The 20,446-nt window shown below is 65.5% G+C and carries 19 protein-coding genes; 16 read left to right on the forward strand and 3 right to left on the reverse strand.

All coding sequences use genetic code 11. From position 1 onward, the window contains the following. The first annotated feature begins 275 nt into the window (after positions 1–275). The 14 genes from IE126_RS13010 to IE126_RS13075 all read left to right on the forward strand — a co-directional run bounded on the left by IE126_RS13010 (position 276) and on the right by IE126_RS13075 (position 15,400). Positions 276–824 carry an OsmC family protein gene (locus tag IE126_RS13010; RefSeq protein ID WP_189381249.1) on the forward strand — a complete coding sequence of 183 codons (549 nt, stop codon included), beginning with the start codon at positions 276–278 and terminating at the stop codon, positions 822–824. A gap of 73 nt (positions 825–897) precedes the next feature. Continuing rightward, the gene (locus IE126_RS13015) at positions 898–2,007 is read left to right on the forward strand and encodes a glycerol dehydrogenase (protein WP_189381250.1); all 1,110 of its coding nucleotides are present in this window, start codon (positions 898–900) and stop codon (positions 2,005–2,007) included. Positions 2,008–2,026: 19 nt separating this feature from the next. Beyond that, a complete protein-coding gene (locus IE126_RS13020; RefSeq protein WP_189381251.1) occupies positions 2,027–3,631 on the forward strand; it encodes an AMP-binding protein in 1,605 nt (534 codons plus the stop codon). A 56-nt stretch (positions 3,632–3,687) separates the two neighbouring features. Next, positions 3,688–4,518, forward strand: coding sequence for an enoyl-CoA hydratase/isomerase family protein (locus tag IE126_RS13025; protein ID WP_189381252.1), 831 nt, complete (start codon positions 3,688–3,690; stop codon positions 4,516–4,518). Positions 4,519–4,528: 10 nt separating this feature from the next. After that, complete coding sequence (locus IE126_RS13030; protein WP_189381253.1) at positions 4,529–6,340, forward strand: thiamine pyrophosphate-binding protein; 1,812 nt, start codon at positions 4,529–4,531, stop codon at positions 6,338–6,340. 6 nt (positions 6,341–6,346) lie between these two features. Further along, positions 6,347–7,339 carry a dihydroxyacetone kinase subunit DhaK gene (locus IE126_RS13035; RefSeq protein WP_054302029.1) on the forward strand — a complete coding sequence of 331 codons (993 nt, stop codon included), beginning with the start codon at positions 6,347–6,349 and terminating at the stop codon, positions 7,337–7,339. 32 nt (positions 7,340–7,371) lie between these two features. Next, complete coding sequence (gene dhaL, locus IE126_RS13040; RefSeq protein ID WP_189381321.1) at positions 7,372–7,986, forward strand: dihydroxyacetone kinase subunit DhaL; 615 nt, start codon at positions 7,372–7,374, stop codon at positions 7,984–7,986. 105 nt (positions 7,987–8,091) lie between these two features. After that, on the forward strand, positions 8,092–8,940 hold the full coding sequence (locus IE126_RS13045; protein WP_054302031.1) for a GntR family transcriptional regulator: 849 nt from the start codon (positions 8,092–8,094) through the stop codon (positions 8,938–8,940). A gap of 193 nt (positions 8,941–9,133) precedes the next feature. After that, positions 9,134–9,799: a class II aldolase/adducin family protein gene (locus IE126_RS13050; RefSeq protein ID WP_189381254.1), complete on the forward strand. Its 666-nt coding sequence runs from the start codon at positions 9,134–9,136 to the stop codon at positions 9,797–9,799. 88 nt (positions 9,800–9,887) lie between these two features. Next, positions 9,888–10,856, forward strand: coding sequence for a sugar ABC transporter substrate-binding protein (locus IE126_RS13055; protein WP_229825478.1), 969 nt, complete (start codon positions 9,888–9,890; stop codon positions 10,854–10,856). 72 nt (positions 10,857–10,928) lie between these two features. After that, the gene (locus IE126_RS13060; protein WP_229825479.1) at positions 10,929–12,455 is read left to right on the forward strand and encodes a sugar ABC transporter ATP-binding protein; all 1,527 of its coding nucleotides are present in this window, start codon (positions 10,929–10,931) and stop codon (positions 12,453–12,455) included. Next, entirely contained in the window at positions 12,452–13,465 is a 1,014-nt protein-coding gene (locus IE126_RS13065; RefSeq protein WP_229825480.1) for an ABC transporter permease, read from the forward strand. Before IE126_RS13060 ends, IE126_RS13065 begins: the two co-directional genes overlap by 4 nt. Before the next feature lies 1 nt (position 13,466). Next, a complete protein-coding gene (locus IE126_RS13070) occupies positions 13,467–14,453 on the forward strand; it encodes an ABC transporter permease (protein WP_189381255.1) in 987 nt (328 codons plus the stop codon). Next, positions 14,453–15,400 carry a carbohydrate kinase family protein gene (locus tag IE126_RS13075; RefSeq protein ID WP_054302036.1) on the forward strand — a complete coding sequence of 316 codons (948 nt, stop codon included), beginning with the start codon at positions 14,453–14,455 and terminating at the stop codon, positions 15,398–15,400. The genes IE126_RS13070 and IE126_RS13075 overlap by 1 nt, the downstream gene beginning before the upstream one ends. 49 nt (positions 15,401–15,449) lie before the next feature. On the opposite strand, the gene IE126_RS13080 is transcribed toward IE126_RS13075, so the two are convergent. Then, positions 15,450–16,904: a flavin-containing monooxygenase gene (locus IE126_RS13080; protein WP_189381256.1), complete on the reverse strand. Its 1,455-nt coding sequence runs from the start codon at positions 16,902–16,904 to the stop codon at positions 15,450–15,452. A gap of 228 nt (positions 16,905–17,132) precedes the next feature. Between IE126_RS13080 and IE126_RS13085 the strand changes: the two genes are divergently transcribed. Both IE126_RS13085 and grxB read left to right on the forward strand, forming a co-directional pair. Next, positions 17,133–18,125 (forward strand): MDR family oxidoreductase, encoded by a 993-nt coding sequence (locus IE126_RS13085; protein ID WP_189381257.1) that lies wholly within the window; start codon positions 17,133–17,135, stop codon positions 18,123–18,125. A gap of 16 nt (positions 18,126–18,141) precedes the next feature. Continuing rightward, complete coding sequence (grxB, locus tag IE126_RS13090; protein WP_189381258.1) at positions 18,142–18,798, forward strand: glutaredoxin 2; 657 nt, start codon at positions 18,142–18,144, stop codon at positions 18,796–18,798. Here grxB and IE126_RS13095 read toward each other — a convergent pair. Then, a complete protein-coding gene (locus IE126_RS13095) occupies positions 18,773–19,576 on the reverse strand; it encodes an SDR family NAD(P)-dependent oxidoreductase (RefSeq protein ID WP_189381259.1) in 804 nt (267 codons plus the stop codon). The genes grxB and IE126_RS13095 overlap by 26 nt on opposite strands. Beyond that, the gene (locus IE126_RS13100; RefSeq protein ID WP_189381260.1) at positions 19,573–20,415 is read right to left on the reverse strand and encodes a fumarylacetoacetate hydrolase family protein; all 843 of its coding nucleotides are present in this window, start codon (positions 20,413–20,415) and stop codon (positions 19,573–19,575) included. Before IE126_RS13100 ends, IE126_RS13095 begins: the two co-directional genes overlap by 4 nt. Between the last annotated feature and the right edge of the window lie 31 nt (positions 20,416–20,446).

Below are 20,446 nucleotides of genomic sequence, written 5' to 3' on the forward strand. Positions count from 1 at the left end.
TTTTTCCTGATGTTTTGCCGCAGATCGCGGGGGGTGGTCCTCCAGCCGGCCCCTCGCGCCTGTCTCGCGGCAAAATCCTTTTTTTCCAGTGCCTTGATGGCAACCGGATGGTGCATTCCCGCCAGATTCGAGAAATTCGGTGCGGCGTTCGATTTCGTGTTGACAGTTTGACGATCTGGTTTTTAATCGCAACTGAAATCTGAGTATACCCAAAAATAAGACGACAGACAGCGACAGGCGCGGCCCGCAGCGGGTTCCGCCGGATGGGAGGACATATGCTGAATGGAATCGATACCGCCGGGCTGGCCGGGGCACGCGATGCGATCCGGGCCGAACCGGCAGCGGGCATCGCGCGGTATGGCGTGGCGCTGGACTGGAAGCAGGGCACGCAGATCGAGGCCCGCGCCCTGACCATGAAGGTCGGTGCGGAGGAGATCGCGCGCAACTTCACCTGGGTTGTGGACGAGCCACCGCAGCTTCTGGGTCAGTCGACGGGGCCGACGCCGCAGGAATATCTGATGTCGGGCGTGGGTGCCTGCATCATGGTGGGTTTCGTGGTCAATGCGGCGGTGAAGGGTGTGGCCTTGCGCTCGGTCCGGGTCACGATGGGCGGTTCGCTGGATCTGGCGGGCTTTCTGAACCTGCGCCCGGATGCGCAGATCAAGATGGCCGGTCTGACCTATGAAATCGACGCCGACTGCGATGCCGACGAGGCAACCTTGCAGGACATCGCGCGCACCGCTTTCGAGTTCAGCCCGAATGCGATGACGGCGGTGCATGGTGTGCCGGTCACCGGCGGGCTGAAGCAGCGCCAGACGGCCTGAGTCACAACATCGGTGGCGCGGCGGAGGGGAGAGCCTCCGCGCCGCCTGCGACAACCGGCGGGGAGGAATGCCGATGTCTGAACGTGGATATGGAAGCTGCGCCAAATACATCCAGCGCAGGGGCGAGATTGATCGCGTGGGCGAACATCTGGCCAGCCTTGGCGCTTCGGCGCTGGTGATCGTGGACCCTTTCATCGACGAAACCTATGGCGCGCGGGTCGATGCCTCGATCGCGGCGGCCGGGGTTGCGGTGCAGAGAGTGATCTTCGGCGGGGAATGCTGGGAAGGCGAGGTTGACCGGATCGTCGCGGCAGCCGGTGACAGCCGCCCTGCCACCATCGCCGGGATCGGTGGTGGCAAGACGCTGGATACTGCCAAGCTGGTGGCCGCAGAGCTTGACGCCCGCATCCTGTGCTTTGCCACTGTCGCCTCGACCGATGCGCCGACCTCGGGGCTGGCGATGCGCTATTTCGAGGACGGCCGCACCGACCGGCCGATCTTCCTGACCCGGCATCCCGACATGGTGATTGTCGACCCCGAACTGGTGGTCCGGGCGCCGGTGCGTTTTCTGATCGCGGGGATCGGGGATGCACTGTCGACCTGGTACGAGGCGCGGTCCAACCGCGACAGCCGGTCGAAGAATTACATTGCGGGCGGCCAGGGGATGCCGCTGGCCGGGATGGCGATTGCGCGCGCCTGCCACGAGGCGCTGATGCGCGATGCACGCGGCGCAGTGGCGGCGGCCCGCGAAGGGCTGGTGACCCCTGCGGTCGAGAATATCATCGAGGCCAACACGCTGTTGTCAGGTCTGGGCTTCGAGAATTGCGGCTGTTCGGCGGCGCATGGCATCCATAACGGCCTGTCGATCCTGCCGGGCTGCCATTCGAAACTGCATGGCGAGAAGGTGGCTTTCGGAACGCTGTGCCTTCTTGTGCTGGAGGACCGCCCGCAGGCCGAACTGGACGAGGTTTTCGCTTTCTGCGAGGACATGGGCCTGCCGACCACACTGGAGGCGATGGGGCTGGGTTCGGCCACACGGGAAGACCTGCTGCGCGCCTCGGAAGCGGCGCTCAACCCTGGCGAGGCAACCCATGCCACGGATGCCGAACTGACGCCGGAGGGCATTCTGGCCAGCCTGCTTGCGGTGGATGCGATGGGCCGGGCCCGGCTGGCGCGGGGCTGAACCCGCCATGCAAAGCACCATGCAGGAGGCCCCCCTGGGTATCGCCCGGCTGTTGCGCCATGTCGCAGCGGTGACCGGCGGTACGCCGCTGGTGGCGGCGCGGCCCGATGGCGGGCGCTGGCGTGGCCGCCTTGGCGACCTGGCGCTGCGGGCCGGCCGGCTTGCCGATGCCCTGTCGCGGCGCGGGATTGCGACGGGCGATGTGGTCTGTTCCTTCGCCGCCGCCTCCCCTGAACATCTGGAGGCCTATCTGGCGGTGCCTGCGATGGGTGCCGTGCTGCATACACTCAACATCCGGCTGCATGACGACCAGCTTGCCGCGATGGTCGCCGAATCCGGCGCAGGGGTCATTCTGGTCGACGGGGCGCTGGCCGCGCGCTTTGCCGAACTGGCGCCAGGGCTGGCGCGTGGAGCGGTGCGACTGGTGATCGTGACCGGGCAGGACGCGCCGGTGTCTTTCGCCGGTCTGCCGGTTGAAACCATCGGATATGAGGCGCTGCTGGTCGAAGGACTGCCACGCAGCGACTGGCCCGACCCTGACGAAAATGCCGCCGCGATCCTGTGTTATACCGGGGGCACCACCGGCCAGCCCAAGGGCATCGCCTATAGTCACAGGTCATTGTGGTTGCAGGCCATCTCGCTCTGCACCGCCAATTCCCTGGGGATTGGTGAGGCGACGGTGATCCTGCCCGCCGTTCCGTTCTATCACGTCAATGGCTGGGGTCTGCCCTATGCCGCGATGATGGCGGGGGCGAAACTTGTATTGCCAGGTACCCGGTTTCAGCCAGCGGTACTGAACCCCTTGCTGGATGAAGAGGGCGTGACGCTGGCCGCCGGGGTGCCGACCATCTGGTCGGATATGCTGGCGGCGCGAAAGGCGGCAGGGCTGCCTGCGCCGCCGCAGCTGCGCCGGATCGTTACCGGCGGGGCGCCGGTGCCCGATACGCTGGTCGCGGCCTGGGGTGCGCTGGGGGTGGAAACCCAGACCGCCTGGGGCATGACGGAAACCTCGTCCATGTCGGCCATCGGTGCGCCTTCCGGTCAGGTTGCTGCGGCGGGTCGGGTGGTCTGCGGGCTGGAGATGCGCACCGCTACGCTGGAGGGCGTGCCCCTGCCCGCAGACGGCAGGACGCCGGGCGAATTGCAGATCCGTGGCCCCTGGGTGACCGCCCGCTATTTCCGGCGCGCGGCGGAGGACGGATTTCAGGATGGCTGGCTGCGGACCGGCGACATTGGCACGCTGGATGCCGAAGGCCGGGTGCGACTGACCGACCGGGTGAAGGACGCGATCAAATCCGGTGGCGAATGGATTCCCTCGCTGCCGCTGGAAGAGGCGATCCGCAGTCATCCGTCGGTTCTGGACGTGGCGGTCATTGCCATGCCCGATCCGCGCTGGCAGGAACGCCCCCTTGCGTTGGTGGTGGCGGGGCCGGGCTTCTCGCCCGACCTGATGCCTGCGCACCTGTCGGCGCGGGTCGCGAAATGGTGGGTGCCCGCGCATTGGGCGCGGCTCGACAGCCTGCCGCGCACCACGGTCGGCAAGGCTGACAAGGTGGCCATGCGGCGGATGCTGGCAAACGGGGATTTGCAGATCGAGCAGATCGGGGCCGCCACCCCGGCCTGAACGCAGGTGGGACCGGCGGATGACCGGACCGCAGAGAAATTGAACTGGAGGAAGACATGGAAAGCACTGACCTGCCGACGGAGATCGTCGGTTGCGAGATCCGTGACGGCGTTGCCTGGCTCACGATCAACAGGCCGAAGAAGATCAACGCGCTGTCTTCGGGCGTGGTGCAGGCGCTGACCGCGCATGTCCGTGACCTGCAGGCCGATGACCGTGTGAAGGTGATCGTGCTGCGGGGCAGCGGCAACCATTTCTCGGTCGGTTACGACATTTCGGAAGAGGTGGAGGTCGGCCTTGCCCGCCCCGAAGACTGGCACGGGGCGCTGTCGAACAACGTCGGTCTGTCGATGGCGGTTTGGGCCTCGCAGAAACCGACGATTGCAGCAGTCGACGGCTGGTGCCTTGCCGGGGCCTGCGAACTTGCCATGGCCTGCGACATGATCGTGGCCACCGATCACGCGCAGTTCGGCGAGCCTGAAATCCGCTTCGGCTCAGGCCCGGTGACGCTGCTCATGCCTTTCATTCTGGGGCAGAAGAAGACGATGGAGCTGTTGCTGACCGGCGATACGATCAGCGCCGCCGAAGCCGAGCGGCTGGGCATGATCAACCGCGTGGTAGCGCCCGAGGCACTGGACCAGACGGTCGCACAACTGGCGCAGAAGATCGCGCTGACGCCGCTGATCACGCTGCGGCTGACCAAGATCGCGCTGACGCGGGCTTACGAGGCGATGGGCCTGCGCAACGCGGTGAACACCAATCTCGACCTCGCGGCGACGCTGAACGCGGCGCAGGCGCCGGAAAAGACCGAATTTGTCACGCTGGTGCGCGAACAGGGCCTGCGCAAGGCGCTGGATTTCCGCGACAGCCGCTATGGCGCACTGACCTGAGGGGAATGACATGAAGGATCAGAACCAGACGGGCACAGCCCTGCATATGGGCGACATGCTGACCGAAATGCTGATCGGTTACGGGGTCGAGGTGGTCTTTGGCATGCCGGGCGGTCAGACCTGCGGCCTTTACGAGGGCATCGGCAACCGCCGCGACCGCATCAATCATGTGCTGGTGCGCGACGAACGCAATGGCGTCTATGCCGCTGACGCCTATGCCCGGCTGACCGGCAAGCCGGGGGTCTGTGACGTGACGGTCGGCCCCGGCGCAACCAAGCTGACCGACGGCTTCGTCGAGGCGATGAATGCCTCGATCCCGCTGATCGCGATCGTGGGTGAACTGCCGCGCGACTGGTTGCCGCTGAAGGCCAAGGGCGTGGCCAGCCAGGGCTTTGACCAGTTGTCCTACCTGAAATCCATCTCGAAAGAGGCATTTCTGGTGCCGACGCCGCAATCCTTTGCCGAGATCGTGCGCACTGCCTGGCGGGTGGCGACTTCGCCGCGGCCCGGCCCGGTCGCGATCATCGTGCCGCATGATATCATGGATCACCCCTGGGACCCCGAGACCCAGCCCATCCTGATCGACGACCGCTATATTCGCGCGCCTGCCCACCGGGCCCGCGCGCTGTCGGCTGATCTGGCGGCGGCCGCAGCGGAGCTGGCGGCGGCGGAGCGCCCGCTGATCGTGGCGGGGGGCGGGGTCCATGCCTCGCAGGCCTATGACGAACTGGCCGAACTCGCGCGCGTTACCGGCGCGCGTATCGTGACCTCGCTGTCGGGTAAGGGCGTCATCAGCGAGTTTGATCCGCTGTCGATGGGGGTGTTGAACCCGATGGGCTCGAAAGCGGCGCTGGATATCGCGCCGCAGGCCGATCTGATCTTCTGGTGCGGCTCGAAGGCCAGCCAGAACACGGCAAACAACTGGACCCTGCCCACCGCAACGCAGGCCACCATCACGCTGGACGACGACCCGCAGGAACATGGCCGCACCTTCCGCCCGACGGTCACGCTGTTCGGGGACATCCGCGAAACCCTGCGCGATCTGATCCCGCTGCTGTCCCCGCGCGACCTGCCGGACTGGGCGGCACAATGCGATGCGGTGCGCGATACGCAGCATGCGCTCATCCGGGGGGACTGGGAAAACGAGGCGACACCGATCCATCCGGGCCGGGTGTTGCGCACCGTCGCGCAGAAGCTGCGGCCCGAGGATATCGTCATTTCGGATGCCAGCTTCTCGTCGGGCTGGATCGGGCAATATCTGCTGGCGCAGGGGGCCGGGCGGCATTTCCTTTATGCGCGCGGGCAGGGCAGTCTTGGCTATTCGGTGCCCGCCTCGCTGGGCGCGGCGATGACCCGTCCCGATGTGCGGGTGCTGACGGTTGCGGGCGACGGCGGTTCGTCCTTCTATATCGGTGAGCTGGCCACCCAGGCGCAGCACAACATGAAAGTGGTCAACCTGATCTTCAACAACGGGATCATTGCCTGGCTCCAGATGTGGGAACATATCTACTACAACGGCACCCGCCTGTCGGTGGATCTTGAATCCAATCACGCGCGGCCCTCTTATGCGGCAGCGGCAGCCGGTTTGGGCCTGAAGGGATTTCTGGTGGAGCGTCCCGACCAGATCGACGAGGTGCTGGAGGCGGCCTTTGCCTATGATGGCCCGTCCGTGGTCGAGGTGCGCAGCGATCCGAAGGCGACACCGATCCACAGCCTGCGCCGCCGTCTGGAGAACCCGGCGAAGGAAATCAAGCGGCCCGGCACGGTCTATCAGCTTCGGCAGTGGAAGGTCTCGCCCTCGCTGCGCAACAGGCAGGAATGAACTGAAATGGTGATCAAGAAAGCGATCAACGACCCCGAAACCCTGGTGCGCGAGATTGCTGAGGGCGTGGTTTTCGCCTCGCATGGCCGGGTGCGGCTGACCGAGGGGCTGCCGGTCCTGGTGCGCACCGCAATCGAGCCGGGCAAGGTGGGCATCGTGGTCGGGGGCGGCTCGGGGCATGAGCCGATGTATCAGGGGCTGATCGGGCCGGGTTTTGCGGATGCGGTGGCCTGCGGCAACATGTTTGCCGCGCCCACGCCCGACGTGATCCTTGCCGCCACGCGCGAGGCGGATCAGGGCAAAGGCGTGCTGTACCTTCAGGCGAATTACGCCGGCGACAACATGAACTATGAAATCGCGGCGGAAATGGCGGCGGACGAGGGGTTTACCACCCGCACCGTGCGCACGGGCGAGGACGTCTCGATGGCGCCCGAACTGGGGCGGCGGGGACTGGCAGGGTCTTTCTTCACGCTGAAGGTGGCGGGCGCGGCCTGCGGCGAGGGGGCCGATCTGGACCGCGCGGCGGAAATCGCGCAGCGGGTGGCGGATAACCTGCGTTCGCTTTCAGTGGCCTTCTCGCCCGGCTCGCTGCCTGATACCGGCGAAAAAACCTTCGAGATCGCGGAAGACGAGATCGAGGTCGGCATGGGGGTGCATGGTGAAAAGGGGGTTGCCACGCTGAAGATGGCGAAGGCCGATCCGCTGACCGATCTGATGATTGACAAGCTGGCCGGGGATTATCCGCTGGCTGCGGGCGACCGGGTGGCGCTTCTGGTCAATGACATGGGGGCGACCACGCTGATGGAGCTGTATGTCGTGACCCGGCGCGCGCATCAGCGGCTGGCCGATCTGGGGGTGCAGGTCGTCGATACATGGATCGGCCCCTATTGCACCACGCAGGAAATGGCGGGTTTCTCGCTGACCCTGCTGCGCACCGATGCCGAGATCGAGCGTCTGCTGGCGCGTCCGGCAGCCAATGAAAGTTTCCTGCGGCCGTGACCGCGCATGAAGGGGAGGAAAGGGTGATCACGATGGACAGGACAGGCTTCAAGGCGGCGCTGGTCGCGGCGGCCGAGGCCGTGGTGGCATCGAAGGATGTGCTGACCCGCGCCGATCAGGCGATCGGTGACGGGGATCATGGGATCGGTATGGCGCGGGGCTTCCGCGCCTTTGCCGATGCCCTGGCGAAACTGGATGATGCGGGGGCTTCGGCCTGCCTTCAGGCCGGGGGCAAGGCGCTGATGATGACCGGGGGCGGGGCTTCGGGCGCGATCTTCGGCACATTCTACACCGCCTCCGGCAATGCGCTGGAGGCCGAAGCCGAACCCGATCCAACCGCTCTGGCTGCGGCTTTCGCGGCGGGCTTGCAGGCCGTGAAGGATCGGGGCCGCGCCAAGGCCGGCGACAAGACGATGATCGATGCCGCCGAACCCGCCATTGCCGCGCTGGCGCAGCAGCAGGGCGCGCTGCCCGCCGCGCTGGAGGCAATGGCCGCCGCCGCGCGGTCGGGGATGGAGGCGACGCGTGACATGGTGGCGACCACCGGCAAGGCGCGTGCGCTGGGAGAACGCTCGCTGGGGCATCCCGATCCGGGGGCGATGACCTTCACCATCTTCTGCGAGGCTCTTGCACGCGGCCTGCGCTGAAGACTGTCCCGTCTGGCGGAACGCCGGACGGGGCACTCGCTTCGCGGTTGGGCTGATCTGTCAAAGAATGATAAGTAACATCCATGCGAATGAAGGAGCACGGGTGTGAATGCGGATGTAAAAGGTTCGGAAACCGTTGCAACCCGGTCTGCGCGTGGCCGGGGGCGGCCCAGCTATGACCTTGAGGATCAGGCGGCGGCCGAAAACTTCCGCGATCTCAGCGCGGGTTTCCTGCTGGAACGCAACTCCCCGGCGCCGCTCTGGGTGCAGCTGAAGAACCAGATCGGCGCCGCGATCCGCGAGGGTCGCCTGCCGCCGGGATCTCGTCTGCCCTCCGAGCAGGCATTGTGCCTGCTGCTGGAAGTTTCGCGCCCCGTGGTCCGCGCTGCCGTGCGGGCGCTGTCGGACGAGGGCAGCGTGGTCAAGCTGCCGCGCAAGGGCATGTTCGTGGCGCCCGAACGGCGTCAGACCGACTTTCTCAACGCAAATATCAGCGTTTTTGGCGATATGGCCGCCAAGGGCATCAAGGTTTCGACCGATACGCTGGAATTCTATCGCGCCCCCTGCAACGCAAGGGAACGGCAGGTGTTCAACCTGCCGGAAGCGGGCACCGTGATCCGCATTCGGCGGATGTACCGCATGGATGGACACCCGATCACGCTGAGCTGGATTTCCCTTCCCGGCCACCGCGTGCCCGACATGGAAAAGCTCGATATCACCAACCGCTCGCTTTACGAGACGCTGCGCGCCACCTACGGGATCGAGGTGCAGCGCGCCGAACGCTGGTTCACAGCCGAGATGCCGTCGCCCGAGGCGGTGAAGCTGATGAAGATTGACCCGATGCTGCCTGTCATCGTGATCGAATCAATCTCTTACGACCAGGCCGGAGAGCCGGTGGAATTTTACTCTGCCTATTACGATTCGAACCACGCCCGCATCCATATTTCCGTCTGACGGAACTTTTGGCCTGCCGGGGCGGCTGTGGGACAGGTTCGGCGATCAATTTCATCTTTTTCTGGTAATAACCAGATTGACAGGTTTCTCCCCTGTCACTTAGCCTGATCCCAACGCGAAAAGGGCACCGGGCACCGAAACGATCCGGCACATCCAGACAAGACCTCGCGCGCAGTAATGGAGGAATACTGCGATGCACATCCGCAAAACGCCGCCGCCGCGGCGCGACTTCGTGACGCCGGAAGACAGCATCATTGCCGCCTGTCGCGCGATGAATGCCAGCGGGCTCAATCAGGGTACGTCAGGCAATATCAGCCTGCGTCAGGGCGATGGAATGCTGATCACGCCGACCTCGCTGGCCTACGACCGGATGGAACCGGCGGATCTGGTGACCGTGGGGCCGGATGGCCGTGCCTCGGGCGAAAGGCGCCCGTCAAGCGAATGGCGCTTCCATCACGATATCCTGCGCCACCGGCCGGATGTGAATGCCGTGGTTCATGCCCATCCGGTGCATGCCACCGCGCTGGCGCTGCATGGCCGGGGTATTCCGGCGGTGCATTACATGGTGGCCATCGCGGGCGGCGCGGATATCCGCTGTGCCCCCTATGCGCGGTTCGGCACGCAGGGGCTGTCGGATGTGGCGCTTGCGGCGCTTGAGGGGCGCACCGCCTGCCTGCTGGCGCATCACGGGATCATCGCGCTTGGCCGCACGCTGGAACAGGCGCTGTGGCTGGCGGAAGAGATCGAGGTGCTGGCGCGCATGTATCTGACCAGCCTGCAACTGGGCGAGCCGCCCCGGCTTTCCGATGACGAGATCGAGGGCGTGCGGACCGCGATGCGCGGCTACGCCCAGGTCTGAAGAATCCGTCCGGCCCGGAGGAGGGGCCGGACACCCCCGGAAAACCGGGGCAACAGGCGGCAAAAGCCGCCGCAACAGGGAGAAAGTCATGAACAGAACGAAGGCAATGACATTCTGCGGCACGGCGCTGGCGCTGATGCTCTCGATGCAGGCCGCCAGCGCGGAAGAATTGTCGCTGGCGGGCAAGGTGGTCGGGATCACCACGATCCGCTCTGACAATCAGGCGGACCGGCTGTTCTATCAAAGCGCCATCGCCGAGGCCGAACGGCTGGGCGCCGAGGTCATCGCGCTGGATGCCCAATCCAACGACCAGACCCAGGTGAGCCAGATTCAGACGCTGATTGCGCAGCAGCCGGATGCAGTGATCGAGATTCTGGGCAACATCGACGTGCTGAACCCATGGCTGGAACGGGTGAAAAGCGCGGGCATCCCGCTTTTCACCATCGACACCACCACCCCGCATGCCACCAACGTGGTCGCCTCCGACAATTATGCCATCGGCTCGGCACTGGCGCTGCAAATGGTGGCCGACATGAACGGCAAGGGGAATATCCTTGTTTTCAATGGCTTCTACAGCGTTCCGCCCTGCAAGATTCGTTACGACCAGATGAAATATGTCGTGTCCAATTTTCCCGATGTGAAGATCATCGAACCGGAACTGCGCGACGTGATCCCGAACACCGCGCAGCGCGCCTATTCCGACACGACGGACATGCTGACCAAAATGCCGAATGACGGGGACATCGGTTCGGTCTGGGCGTGCTGGGATGTGCCGCTGATCGGCGTGACACAGGCCATCGACGGGGCCGGGCGTAAGGGCATCCGCACCTATGGCGTGGATGGCACCGCCGATTTCATGTCGATGATCGAGGACCCGGAAAGCGCTGCGGGGGCGGTGGTCATTCAGGATCTGGTGGGAATGGGCAAGGCCTCGGTGCAGAATGTCGCGCGTCATCTTGCGGGCGAGCCGGTACCACCCTTCACCTTCGTGCCGCATATCATGGTGACCAAGGCCAATGCCGCCGAGGTCATCCCGACGCTGCCCGAAACCGACTGACGCCGACAGGTGATCCGGCCGGGACGTGCGGGTCACCCGTGCGTCCCGGCAACCAGCATGAAGGAGGGGAAGATGCCGCTGGACAGCACGCCGCCGATTATCGAGATGCAAGGCATCTCGAAGCGGTTCGGCCCGATCCGGGCTCTCGAAGACGCCAGCCTGACCATCCGCCGGGGCACGATACATGGTCTGGTCGGGGCGAACGGGGCCGGGAAATCGACAATCATCAAGGTTCTGGCCGGAATCCTGCGCAATGACAGCGGCACGATCCGTATTGACGGGCAAGAGGTCAGCCGCCTGAACCCCGCCATGGTGGAACGGCTGGGGATTCATTTCATCCATCAGGACCGGCTTCTGGTGCCGACCGCCACCATCAGTGAGGCCATCTTTCTGCGCCACGAACCGCGCATCGGTCCTTTCCTGAATCTGCGGCTGATGCGGCGGCGCGCGGCCGAGCTGCTGAAGCAGTATTTCGATCTGGAACTGCCCGCCGACACGCTGGTGCAGGATCTGACCACGGCGCAGCAGAAGATCGTTCAGATCACCCGCGCACTGGCGCAGGAGGCGAAGGTTCTGGTGCTGGATGAACCCACGGCCGCGCTGGTCAAGCGCGAGGTTGACAGTCTGTTCCGCGTGCTGCGGCGGCTGCGCGATGACGGCATCGCCGTCATCTTCATCTCGCATTACATGCAGGAAATCGAGGAGATCTGTGACGAGGTGACGGTGATGCGCAACGGCACCGATGTCGGCGTGGTAGAGCCGCGCAGCACCGGGATCGACCGCATCGTCGCCATGATGATCAACCGTGACATGGGCGAGATGTATCCCGCCCGGCAGGTCCGTCCGGGCGATCCGCTGCTGGAGGTGCGCAACCTCTCGCTGGAGGGCCATTTCCGCAATGTCAGCCTGACCGTCCGCGCGGGCGAGGTTGTGGGCATCACCGGGCTTCTGGGATCGGGCGTCAAAGAACTGGTGCAATGTTTGTTCGGGCTGGAACGCCCCGACAGCGGCCGCATCGTGATCGAGGGGCAGGAGGTGGCGCTTGGCAGTCCGGTGCAGGCGGTGGGTCGCTCCATCGCCATGCTGCCCGAGGATCGCCGCGCGCATGGTGTCGCGCTGGATCTGTCCATCGCCGACAATATCGCGCTGGCCTCGCTCGGGCGCTATGCGCGCGGCGGCCTGGTTTCGCGCAGCAAGGAGGCGGAGATCGTGAACGCGCTGATCCGCGACCTGTCGATCAAGACCCCGAACCGGCACAATCTGGTGCGCAACCTTTCCGGCGGCAATCAGCAGAAAGTGGCGATTGCCAAATGGCTGTCCTGCCAGTCGCGCATCTATGTGCTGGATGAGCCGACGGTGGCGGTGGATGTGGGCGCGAAGGTGGAAATCTACACGCTGCTGAACCGGCTGGCGGCCGAAGGTGCGGCCATCCTGCTCATGTCCTCGGAACTGGAAGAGCTGGTCGGCATGTGCGACCGCACGCTTGTCGTCTATCGCGGCGAGCTGATCGACGAATTTACCCGGAGCGAGGCCGATACAGACAGCCTGCTTGCCGCCGCCTCGGGCGCGGCCCGTGCTTCCGCGAAGGAGACAGCATGACGATGACCTATGCCGTTGATACAGCCGAAGGCGGACGCCCCGCCACCGGCACGGGGCGCCGCAAGGGCACCCTGTTCCTGCGTCTGGGCGCGCTGGCGATGTTCGGGCTGATCATGGCCTATTTCGCCCTGACCGCCCGTGGCTTCGCCTCGCCCTTCAACCTCTTCAACGTGATCGAGCAGACCGCCGTGATGGGGGTTCTGTCCTTCGGCATGGCGGTGGTGCTGATCGGCGGTGGCACCGATGTGCAGACGGGCGGGATCGACCTGTCGATCGCCGCCAATGCCGGGCTTTGCGCCGCGGTCTATGCAACGCTTCTGGCTGGCGGGCAGGGTGATCTGGTGGCGGCCGGGGCCGCGCTGGCGACCGGGATTGCCGTGGGGTTGCTGAATGCCTTTGCCGTGGTGCGGCTGGGCATCCTGCCGTTGCTTTCGACGCTGGCGGTGATGAACATTGTCGCCGGGCTGGAGCTGACAGTGACCGAAAACGCGGTGATCGGGGCCAGTTCGCCGCTGATCCAGTTCATCGCCATGGGCCGCTTCCTCGGCCTGTCCACCCTGGCCTGGATCTTCATCCTGTTTTCGGCGGTGATGACCTGGGTGATCCATTACTCGCGGCTCGGCCTGCGGCTTTACGCGGTGGGGGGACACCCCGAGGCCGCACGGGCGGCGGGCATCAATACCGGGCTTTATGTGGCCGGAACCTATGCCTTTTCCGGCTTCTGCGCCGGTCTGGCGGCCATCCTGCTGGTGGCACGGCTTTCGGCCTCGACCACGGCGACGGGGCAACTTCTGCTGGCCATCCTTGCCGCCGCGCTGCTGGGTACCGTGTTTTCACGCCGCTTCGTGCCGACGGCAGGGGGCACCATCCTCGCCACGCTGTTCATCGGCTTTCTGGCCAACGGCTTTCAACTGTCGAATGTGTCTTACTACTGGGTCAATGGCGTGCAGGGCGTGCTGATCCTCATGGTGGTGGCCGTGACAACCTTCGCCAAACCGCAGGGGAAATGAGATGGTCGATGTAACCAACTTCCGGGTGCCGCCGGGCGAGCGTCTGCGCAATGCCGCAAACTATGCGGTGATCGTGGCCCTGCTGATGATCGTGGCCGCATTCGCCCTTGCAGCGCCAAGTTTCCTGACGCCCGCGAACCTTTATAACCTGGTCCTGAACAATGTCGTCCTGCTGGCCATTGTCGCCATCGGCATGACGCTGGTCGTCAGTTCCGGCGGGATCGACCTGTCGGTCGGCATCTCGGTCGACATGGCCTCGATGGCCTTCATCATGTTGCTGAAGGGCGGCGCGCTGCTGGGGGTGGCTCTTGGCGCCGGCATCGGGGTGGCGCTGATCGTTGGGCTGGTCAATGCCATCCTGATCACCCGGCTGAAGATCAGCCCGTTTCTTGCAACGCTCGGCATCCTGTTCATCGGCCAGTCGGTGCAGAAGATTGCCTCGGGCGGCGGCAAGCCGATTTATCTGGCCAATGCGCAATATGCCCCGACCTTCGATTCCATCGTGAAATCCAGTGTGCTGGGTATACCGACGCCAATGTTCGTGCTGCTCGTGCTGGCGGTGGCGGTTTATGTGCTGCTGCACCGTTCGGTGTTCGGGCGCTATGTGCAGGCGCTCGGCGCACAGCCGGGGGTGGCGTGGTTTTCGGGCATCCGGGTGCCGTTCCACACCTCCATCGTCTATATCCTCGCCGCAGGCCTGTGCGGGGTGGCGGGTATCCTGCTGTCCTCGACCGTGAAAAGCTATGTGCCGCTGTCGGGGGATGGTTTTCTGCTGGATGCCATCGGCGCCTGTTTCATTGGCACGACCATATCGTCGGAGCGGCGGCCAAGTGTGCTGGGCACGCTGATCGGGGTGCTGCTGCTGGCGGTTACGCGCAATGGCCTGCTGCTGGTCGGCTGGAACTTCTACTGGCAACAGGTTGGCATCGGCGTTCTGGTCTTTTCGGTACTGGCGCTGAGCTTCGGTCTGCGCGGCAGGGGGCATTGATGGCACGTTTCGACGTCAGTGCCGTCGGGCTTTACATCGTCGATATCCTCGGCCGTCCGGTGACGCGCATCCCCGAAGGCGGCCGGGCAGAATATATCGAGGAAATCTGCATGACGGTGGCGGGCACGGCCGGGGCCACGGCGCTGGATTGTGCATTGCTGGGTCTGCACACCCGCGCGGTTTCGCTGGTCGGGCAGGATGCGCTGGGGGACTATATGGTCACCACGCTGGAGACGGCGGGAGTGGATTGCGCCTGTATCGGGCGCAGCGGGCGGGCTCAGACCTCGGCCACCATCCTGCCCGTGCGGCCGAACGGCGAACGCCCTGCGCTGCATGTGCCGGGCACGGCGGCAGAGTTCACTCTGGAGCCCGCGGCCTTTGATGCGGTGCTGGATGCGCGCATCCTGCATCTGGGGGGCACCGGGCTGCTGCGCAGCTTTGATGGCGCGCCCAGCCTTGCGCTGTTGCGGGCCGCCCGCGAAAGGGGGCTGGTCACGACGCTGGACCTAATTCAGGCAACGCCCGAAATCGCGCCGACGGTGGCTGCGATGCTGCCCTTCGTCGACTGGTTCATCCCCTCGATCGAGGAAGCGCGGGAGCTGACCGGCGCCCCAACGCCTGAGGCGGCGGCGCGGGCCTTGCAGGCAAAAGGTGCGGCCAATGTCGTGCTGACCCTGGGCGGCGAGGGGGTGCTGGCCCTGACGGCAGGCGGGCAGGTGCTGCGCCTGCCCGCGCATGACATCGCGGTGGTGGATACCACGGGCTGTGGCGATTGCTTCACCGCCGGGGTTATCACGGGCCTGCATCATGGCTGGCCGCTGGAGGAAACCCTGCGCTTTGCCAATGCCGCCGCAGCGCTGGTGGCCATGGGTCTGGGGTCGCAGGGCAAGCTCCATTCCTTCGCAGAGACCCGCCGGGCCATGCAGGATCTGCCCCTCAGATCCTGACTGAAAGGGACGGCGGCGGATGGCGGGCCCCTGGCCCGCCATTCCTTTTTCAGCAGGCTTCGGCCAATGAGGGGCCATAGCGGCGAAACTGGTCCCGGAACCGCTGCACCCCATCGGGCAGGGCGTCGGGACCGGCGAGGCGGAACATGATTGCAGTGGTGGCAGAGGCCTCCAGCAACCGTTGCAGTGCGGGATCGTCGATCTGGCCGGGATCGGTGCCGCACAGCCGGGCGAACCGCAGCGCCATCTCATTCTGGTCGCGGTAATCCCCGAAATGCGCCTCTGACCGGCAGGCAGAGACCCCTGCCTCCAGCCGCTGCCGGTCCGGCGCCGGGATCACGCCGCCCCAGACATAGGCGATGTAGCGCGCCTGCTGTTCCAGTGGCACCGGATAGGGGCCCTGCTGGGGCCACATCCCCATCACGGCCAGTCTTGGCAGATCAGGATGGAAGGTGAAGTCGCTCAGCTCCATCCCCTTGATGTCCAAGTGCAGGGTCTTTCCGATCTCGTCTGAAAGCCAGGGCAGATCCAGATCGAAGCCGGTGCCGATCAGAATGGCATCGGCCTCCACCGAGCTGCCGTCGGTAAATTCGACCGCCTGCCCGGACACCCGCGCGATCCAAGGCCGGACCGACAGCCGGTTTTCCGCGACAAGGTTCAGATAATGCTGGCTGCCGGTAAAGCCCGCCTTGCGGATATCGGGATGCGGTTTCGGGGCGCCGTAGCGCGCCGGGTCGCCGCCATGGGCCAGCACGAATTCCTGCTGCGCGCGATCCAGCTCTTCCGGCGTGGCGGTGTCGCGCATCAGCGCGCCGCCGCGGGTAAAGGCGTAATATTCCAGTGGGATACCGCGCACCATCTTGGGCATGACATAACGTTGCCGGCGCTGTGCCAGCCAGACTGCGCGACTGCCCAGCATTGCGAGGTCCGAGGCGATTTCCAGCGCCGAGATCGAGCCGCCTGCGACCACGACGCGCTTGCCGCGATAGGCGTCGGGCGATTTGTAATAAAAGGCGTGATGCGCACCAAGCGCGCCGGTAAAGCTGTCCAGCCCCGGAATTGGCGGGATTGCCGGTTTGTTGTAGCGCCCCGGCGCGACGATCACATACGGCACGTCCAGCGTTTCGCCGCCGTCCGGCCCCTCAAGCTCCAGCCGATAACCACTGCCTTGCCGGGTCAGACGGGTCACGCGGTGACCCAGCCGCGCCCCGTCCAGCAGGCCGAACATCGCGGCATAGCGGCGCAGATAGGCCAGCATCTCCTGATTGCGCGGAAAAACGGCCACCTCCTCCGGGAAATCCAGATCGGAAAACTGGGTGGTGATCCGGGCGGTATTGGTGCGCATCTCGGGCCAGACACCGGACATCGGGTTTGTCCCGTCCCACTGGCCGCCTATCCCTGAATGCGCCTCGATCAGCACTGGCGCGAGACCGCAGTGTTTCAGCCAGCGTGCGGCGGCCAGACCGGCGGGTCCGGCGCCGATGATGGCGACCTGTTGTGTCATGTATACCTCCTCTGTCAAAGCGGGCTGGCTCCTCTTCCGTCCCGCGAACCTGCCTGTATTCCCGCCGGATGCGGCGGCCAGCGGGTGCCGCATCCGGCCTTTGGGGAGGGCCGGAATAGAACCGGCCCGGTCCGGATCTATTGTCCTTGACAGCCTGTCGGGCGTCAACTTAATTCTGGTAATAATCAGAAATTGGGGCACTGCCCCGGCCATGCCTGGGAGGGTGACATGGGATTTCGTGCTTTGGTGGTATCCAAGGATGAAACGGGGGCGACATCGGCTGCAATCCGCATGCTGGAGGACACGGCGCTGCCCGACGGAGATGTGACCGTCGCGGTGGAATATTCGACGCTGAACTACAAGGACGGCCTGTGTCTCGGGCCGGGCAGCGGGCTGGTGCGCAGCTATCCGCATGTGCCCGGCATTGATTTCGCGGGGCGGGTCGCGCAGTCGTCGGACCCGCGCTTCGCGCCGGGTGATGCAGTGGTGCTGACCGGCTGGCGCGTGGGCGAGGTGCAATGGGGCGGCTACGCCACCCGCGCCCGCGTGCGGGGCGACTGGCTTGTGCCGTTGCCCGATGGGCTGAGCACGCGGCAAGCCATGGCGGTGGGGACGGCGGGCTTTACCGCCATGCTGGCAGTCATGGCGCTGGAGGAACACGGCCAGACCCCCGGCAAGGGCCCGGTTCTGGTGACAGGCGCGGCGGGGGGCGTGGGTTCGGTGGCGACCGCGATCCTGTCGCGGCTGGGGTACGAGGTTGCCGCCGTGACCGGGCGCCCGGAAACCGCCAGCTATCTGACCGGGCTTGGCGCCAGCCGGATTGTGCCCCGGTCCGATCTGGCGGAAACCGTCAAGCGTCCGCTGGAGGCCGAAACCTGGGCGGGCTGCGTCGATGCGGTGGGCGGGCCGATGCTGGCGCGGGTGCTGGGGCAGATGCGCTATGGCGCTTCGGTTGCGGCGGTCGGTCTGGCGGGCGGCGCGGCGCTGCCCGCGACAGTGATCCCGTTCCTTCTGCGTGGCGTGAACCTTCTGGGGATCGACAGCGTGATGTGCCCGCAGGAACGGCGCGTCACGGCCTGGCAGCGGATTGGTCAGGATCTGCCACTCGACCTGCTGGAAAGCATGATCCACGAGGCGACTTTGGCCGACCTGCCAGCCTTGGGGGCCGAGATTCTGAAAGGCGGTGTGCAGGGTCGGGTCGTGGTGGATGTGACGGCCTGAACCGGGGGGGCAGTCCATGCGGCTCTACCTTTATGATCACTGCCCTTACTGCATTCGCGTCCTGCTTGGGGCGCGGCTGAAGGCGCTGCCGGTGGAGCTGATCTATCTGCCTTATGATGATGCGGCGACGCCGCTGCGTCTGATCGGGCGGAAGATGCTGCCGATATGGCAGGACGACGAGGGGCATATGGGCGAAAGCCTGGATATCCTGCACAAGATCGACCGGATGCAGGGCGCGCGGCTGTTCGATGGCCCGGAAAGTGCTGCGATCACCGGCTGGATCACAGCCTGGAAGCCGGTGATCTGGGACCTGGTGCTGCCGCGCGTGGCGGACCCGCGGTTCCCCGAATTCCGCAGCGCGCAGGCGCGGGCGGCTTTTACGGCGGCGAAAGAGCAGCGCCATGGTTCCTTTCCGGCACTGCGGGCAGGCACCGACCGTCTGCTTGCCGAACTGGCCGAAGGCCTGGCCGCGCTAGAGCCGCTGTTGCCCGATCCCGCGCGGACCGGGCTGGATGACATCCTGCTGTTTCCGGTGCTGCGCACCCTGGCGGTGGTGGAAGGGCTTTCCCTTCCGCCACGCGTCAGTGCCTATTGTGCCGAAATCCTGCACCGCAGCGGCATCATCTGGCCGGGCGCGCTGCCACCCCTCACTCCGGCAGAAGCCCGGTCCTGACCGCAACATGCCGATAGGCGGCCCCGGCAATGAAACCGCCGTCAATCAGGAAATCCTCGCCGGTGACGAAGCGTGCGGCGGGGGACGCAAGGTATAACACCAGTTGCGCCACCTCCTCCGCCTCGCCCGAGCGGCGGGCCGGGGTCAGGTCGATCATCGGTTGCAGATGCGGCGAGGCGCGGTTGAGGTCGGTCACGATCAGGCCGGGACAGACCGCATTCACCCGGATGTTCTGCGCGGCATATTCCATTGCGGCCGAGCGTGTCAGCCCGCGCAGGCCCCATTTGCTTGCGGTATAGGCCGGGTCCGCATGGCCGCTGAAGGCCGAGTTGGACGAAATGTTGATGATCGCCCCGCCACCACCTTCCGCCATCAGTGGCGCCGCCGCCTGAATGCCAAGGAAAGCGCCGGTCAGGTTTACATCCAGCAGGCGCCGCCAGGCTTCGGGCGTGGTGTCGGCAATCAGCGTGCGGTTGATGATGCCGGCGTTGTTCACCAATACGTCCAGCCGCCCCGTCCAGTCGCGGCAGGTCCGGATCGCATCCGCCCAGCCTTCGGCGCTGGTCACGTCAAGGCGCAGGAAGCGCGCGGCTTCGCCCAGATTCGCTGCCAGAGCGGCGCCGTCCTGATCCAGCACGTCGCAGATCAGCACCCGCGCTCCGCATTCTGCCAGAAGCCGCACTTCAGCCGCGCCCTGCCCGCGCGCGCCGCCTGTCACAATCGCGGTCTTGCCCGACAGATCGGTCAGAGCCTGCCGCCATTCTGCGGGGCCGGTCATGCCGGGATCATCCGCTGGCGCTGAGTGCCCAGCCCCTCGATCCCCAGCGTGACCACCTGACCCGCGCGCAGATAGACCGGCGGCTTCATCCCCAGCCCGACGCCGGGCGGCGTGCCGGTCGAGATCACGTCGCCGGGCAGCAGGGTCATGAACTGCGACAGATAGCTGACAAGATGCGCCACGCCGAAGATCATGGTGGCGGTCGAGCCGGTCTGACGCCGGACCCCATCGACATCGAGCCACATCGACAGCGACTGCACATCGGCGATCTCGTCGCGCGTCACCAGCCAGGGGCCGATGGGGCCAAAGGTGTCATGGCTCTTGCCCTTGGTCCATTGCCCGCCGCGTTCCGACTGGAAGGCCCGTTCCGACAGATCGTTGATCAGGCAATAGCCCGCCACATGGTCCATCGCCTCGGCCTCGGAGACATATTTGGCCCGGCTGCCGATGACCACGCCCAGTTCAACCTCCCAATCGGTCTTTTCCGATCCGCGCGGGATTTCCACATCGTCGTCCGGGCCACAGATGGCGCTGGTGGCCTTGGCGAAGACCACGGGTTCCTCCGGGGGTTCCTTGCCGGTTTCGCGGGCGTGATCGGCGTAGTTCAGACCGATGCACAGGAACTTGCCCACCGCACCCACACAGGCGCCGATGCGCGGCTTGCCCTCGATCAGCGGCAGGCTGTCAGGGTCCAGCGCCGCAAGACGCGCCAGCCCCTCGGGAGAAAGTGCGGCGCCAGCGATATCATCAACATGGGCCGACAGATCACGTATCCGTCCAGCCGCATCCAGCAGCGCCGGTTTTTCCTGGCCCAGCGGGCCCACTCGCATCAGTTTCATGCCTTCGTCCTTTCCTGCCGGGCCGCCCGCC

The organism is Gemmobacter nanjingensis, assembly GCF_014652195.1.
In the GTDB taxonomy this organism is placed as follows: domain Bacteria; phylum Pseudomonadota; class Alphaproteobacteria; order Rhodobacterales; family Rhodobacteraceae; genus Gemmobacter; species Gemmobacter caeni.

What these genes read in the sequence shown, in the direction of transcription:
- IE126_RS13010 (WP_189381249.1), top strand. Translation starts at nt 276, where the DNA reads ATGCTGAATGGAATCGATACCGCCGGGCTGGCCGGGGCACGCGATGCG.
- IE126_RS13015 (WP_189381250.1), top strand. Translation starts at nt 898, where the DNA reads ATGTCTGAACGTGGATATGGAAGCTGCGCCAAATACATCCAGCGCAGG.
- IE126_RS13020 (WP_189381251.1), top strand. Translation starts at nt 2,027, where the DNA reads ATGCAGGAGGCCCCCCTGGGTATCGCCCGGCTGTTGCGCCATGTCGCA.
- IE126_RS13025 (WP_189381252.1), top strand. Translation starts at nt 3,688, where the DNA reads ATGGAAAGCACTGACCTGCCGACGGAGATCGTCGGTTGCGAGATCCGT.
- IE126_RS13030 (WP_189381253.1), top strand. Translation starts at nt 4,529, where the DNA reads ATGAAGGATCAGAACCAGACGGGCACAGCCCTGCATATGGGCGACATG.
- IE126_RS13035 (WP_054302029.1), top strand. Translation starts at nt 6,347, where the DNA reads ATGGTGATCAAGAAAGCGATCAACGACCCCGAAACCCTGGTGCGCGAG.
- dhaL (WP_189381321.1), top strand. Translation starts at nt 7,372, where the DNA reads ATGGACAGGACAGGCTTCAAGGCGGCGCTGGTCGCGGCGGCCGAGGCC.
- IE126_RS13050 (WP_189381254.1), top strand. Translation starts at nt 9,134, where the DNA reads ATGCACATCCGCAAAACGCCGCCGCCGCGGCGCGACTTCGTGACGCCG.
- IE126_RS13055 (WP_229825478.1), top strand. Translation starts at nt 9,888, where the DNA reads ATGAACAGAACGAAGGCAATGACATTCTGCGGCACGGCGCTGGCGCTG.
- IE126_RS13060 (WP_229825479.1), top strand. Translation starts at nt 10,929, where the DNA reads ATGCCGCTGGACAGCACGCCGCCGATTATCGAGATGCAAGGCATCTCG.
- IE126_RS13065 (WP_229825480.1), top strand. Translation starts at nt 12,452, where the DNA reads ATGACGATGACCTATGCCGTTGATACAGCCGAAGGCGGACGCCCCGCC.
- IE126_RS13070 (WP_189381255.1), top strand. Translation starts at nt 13,467, where the DNA reads ATGGTCGATGTAACCAACTTCCGGGTGCCGCCGGGCGAGCGTCTGCGC.
- IE126_RS13075 (WP_054302036.1), top strand. Translation starts at nt 14,453, where the DNA reads ATGGCACGTTTCGACGTCAGTGCCGTCGGGCTTTACATCGTCGATATC.
- IE126_RS13080 (WP_189381256.1), bottom strand. Translation starts at nt 16,904, where the DNA reads ATGACACAACAGGTCGCCATCATCGGCGCCGGACCCGCCGGTCTGGCC.
- IE126_RS13085 (WP_189381257.1), top strand. Translation starts at nt 17,133, where the DNA reads ATGGGATTTCGTGCTTTGGTGGTATCCAAGGATGAAACGGGGGCGACA.
- grxB (WP_189381258.1), top strand. Translation starts at nt 18,142, where the DNA reads ATGCGGCTCTACCTTTATGATCACTGCCCTTACTGCATTCGCGTCCTG.
- IE126_RS13095 (WP_189381259.1), bottom strand. Translation starts at nt 19,576, where the DNA reads ATGACCGGCCCCGCAGAATGGCGGCAGGCTCTGACCGATCTGTCGGGC.
- IE126_RS13100 (WP_189381260.1), bottom strand. Translation starts at nt 20,415, where the DNA reads ATGAAACTGATGCGAGTGGGCCCGCTGGGCCAGGAAAAACCGGCGCTG.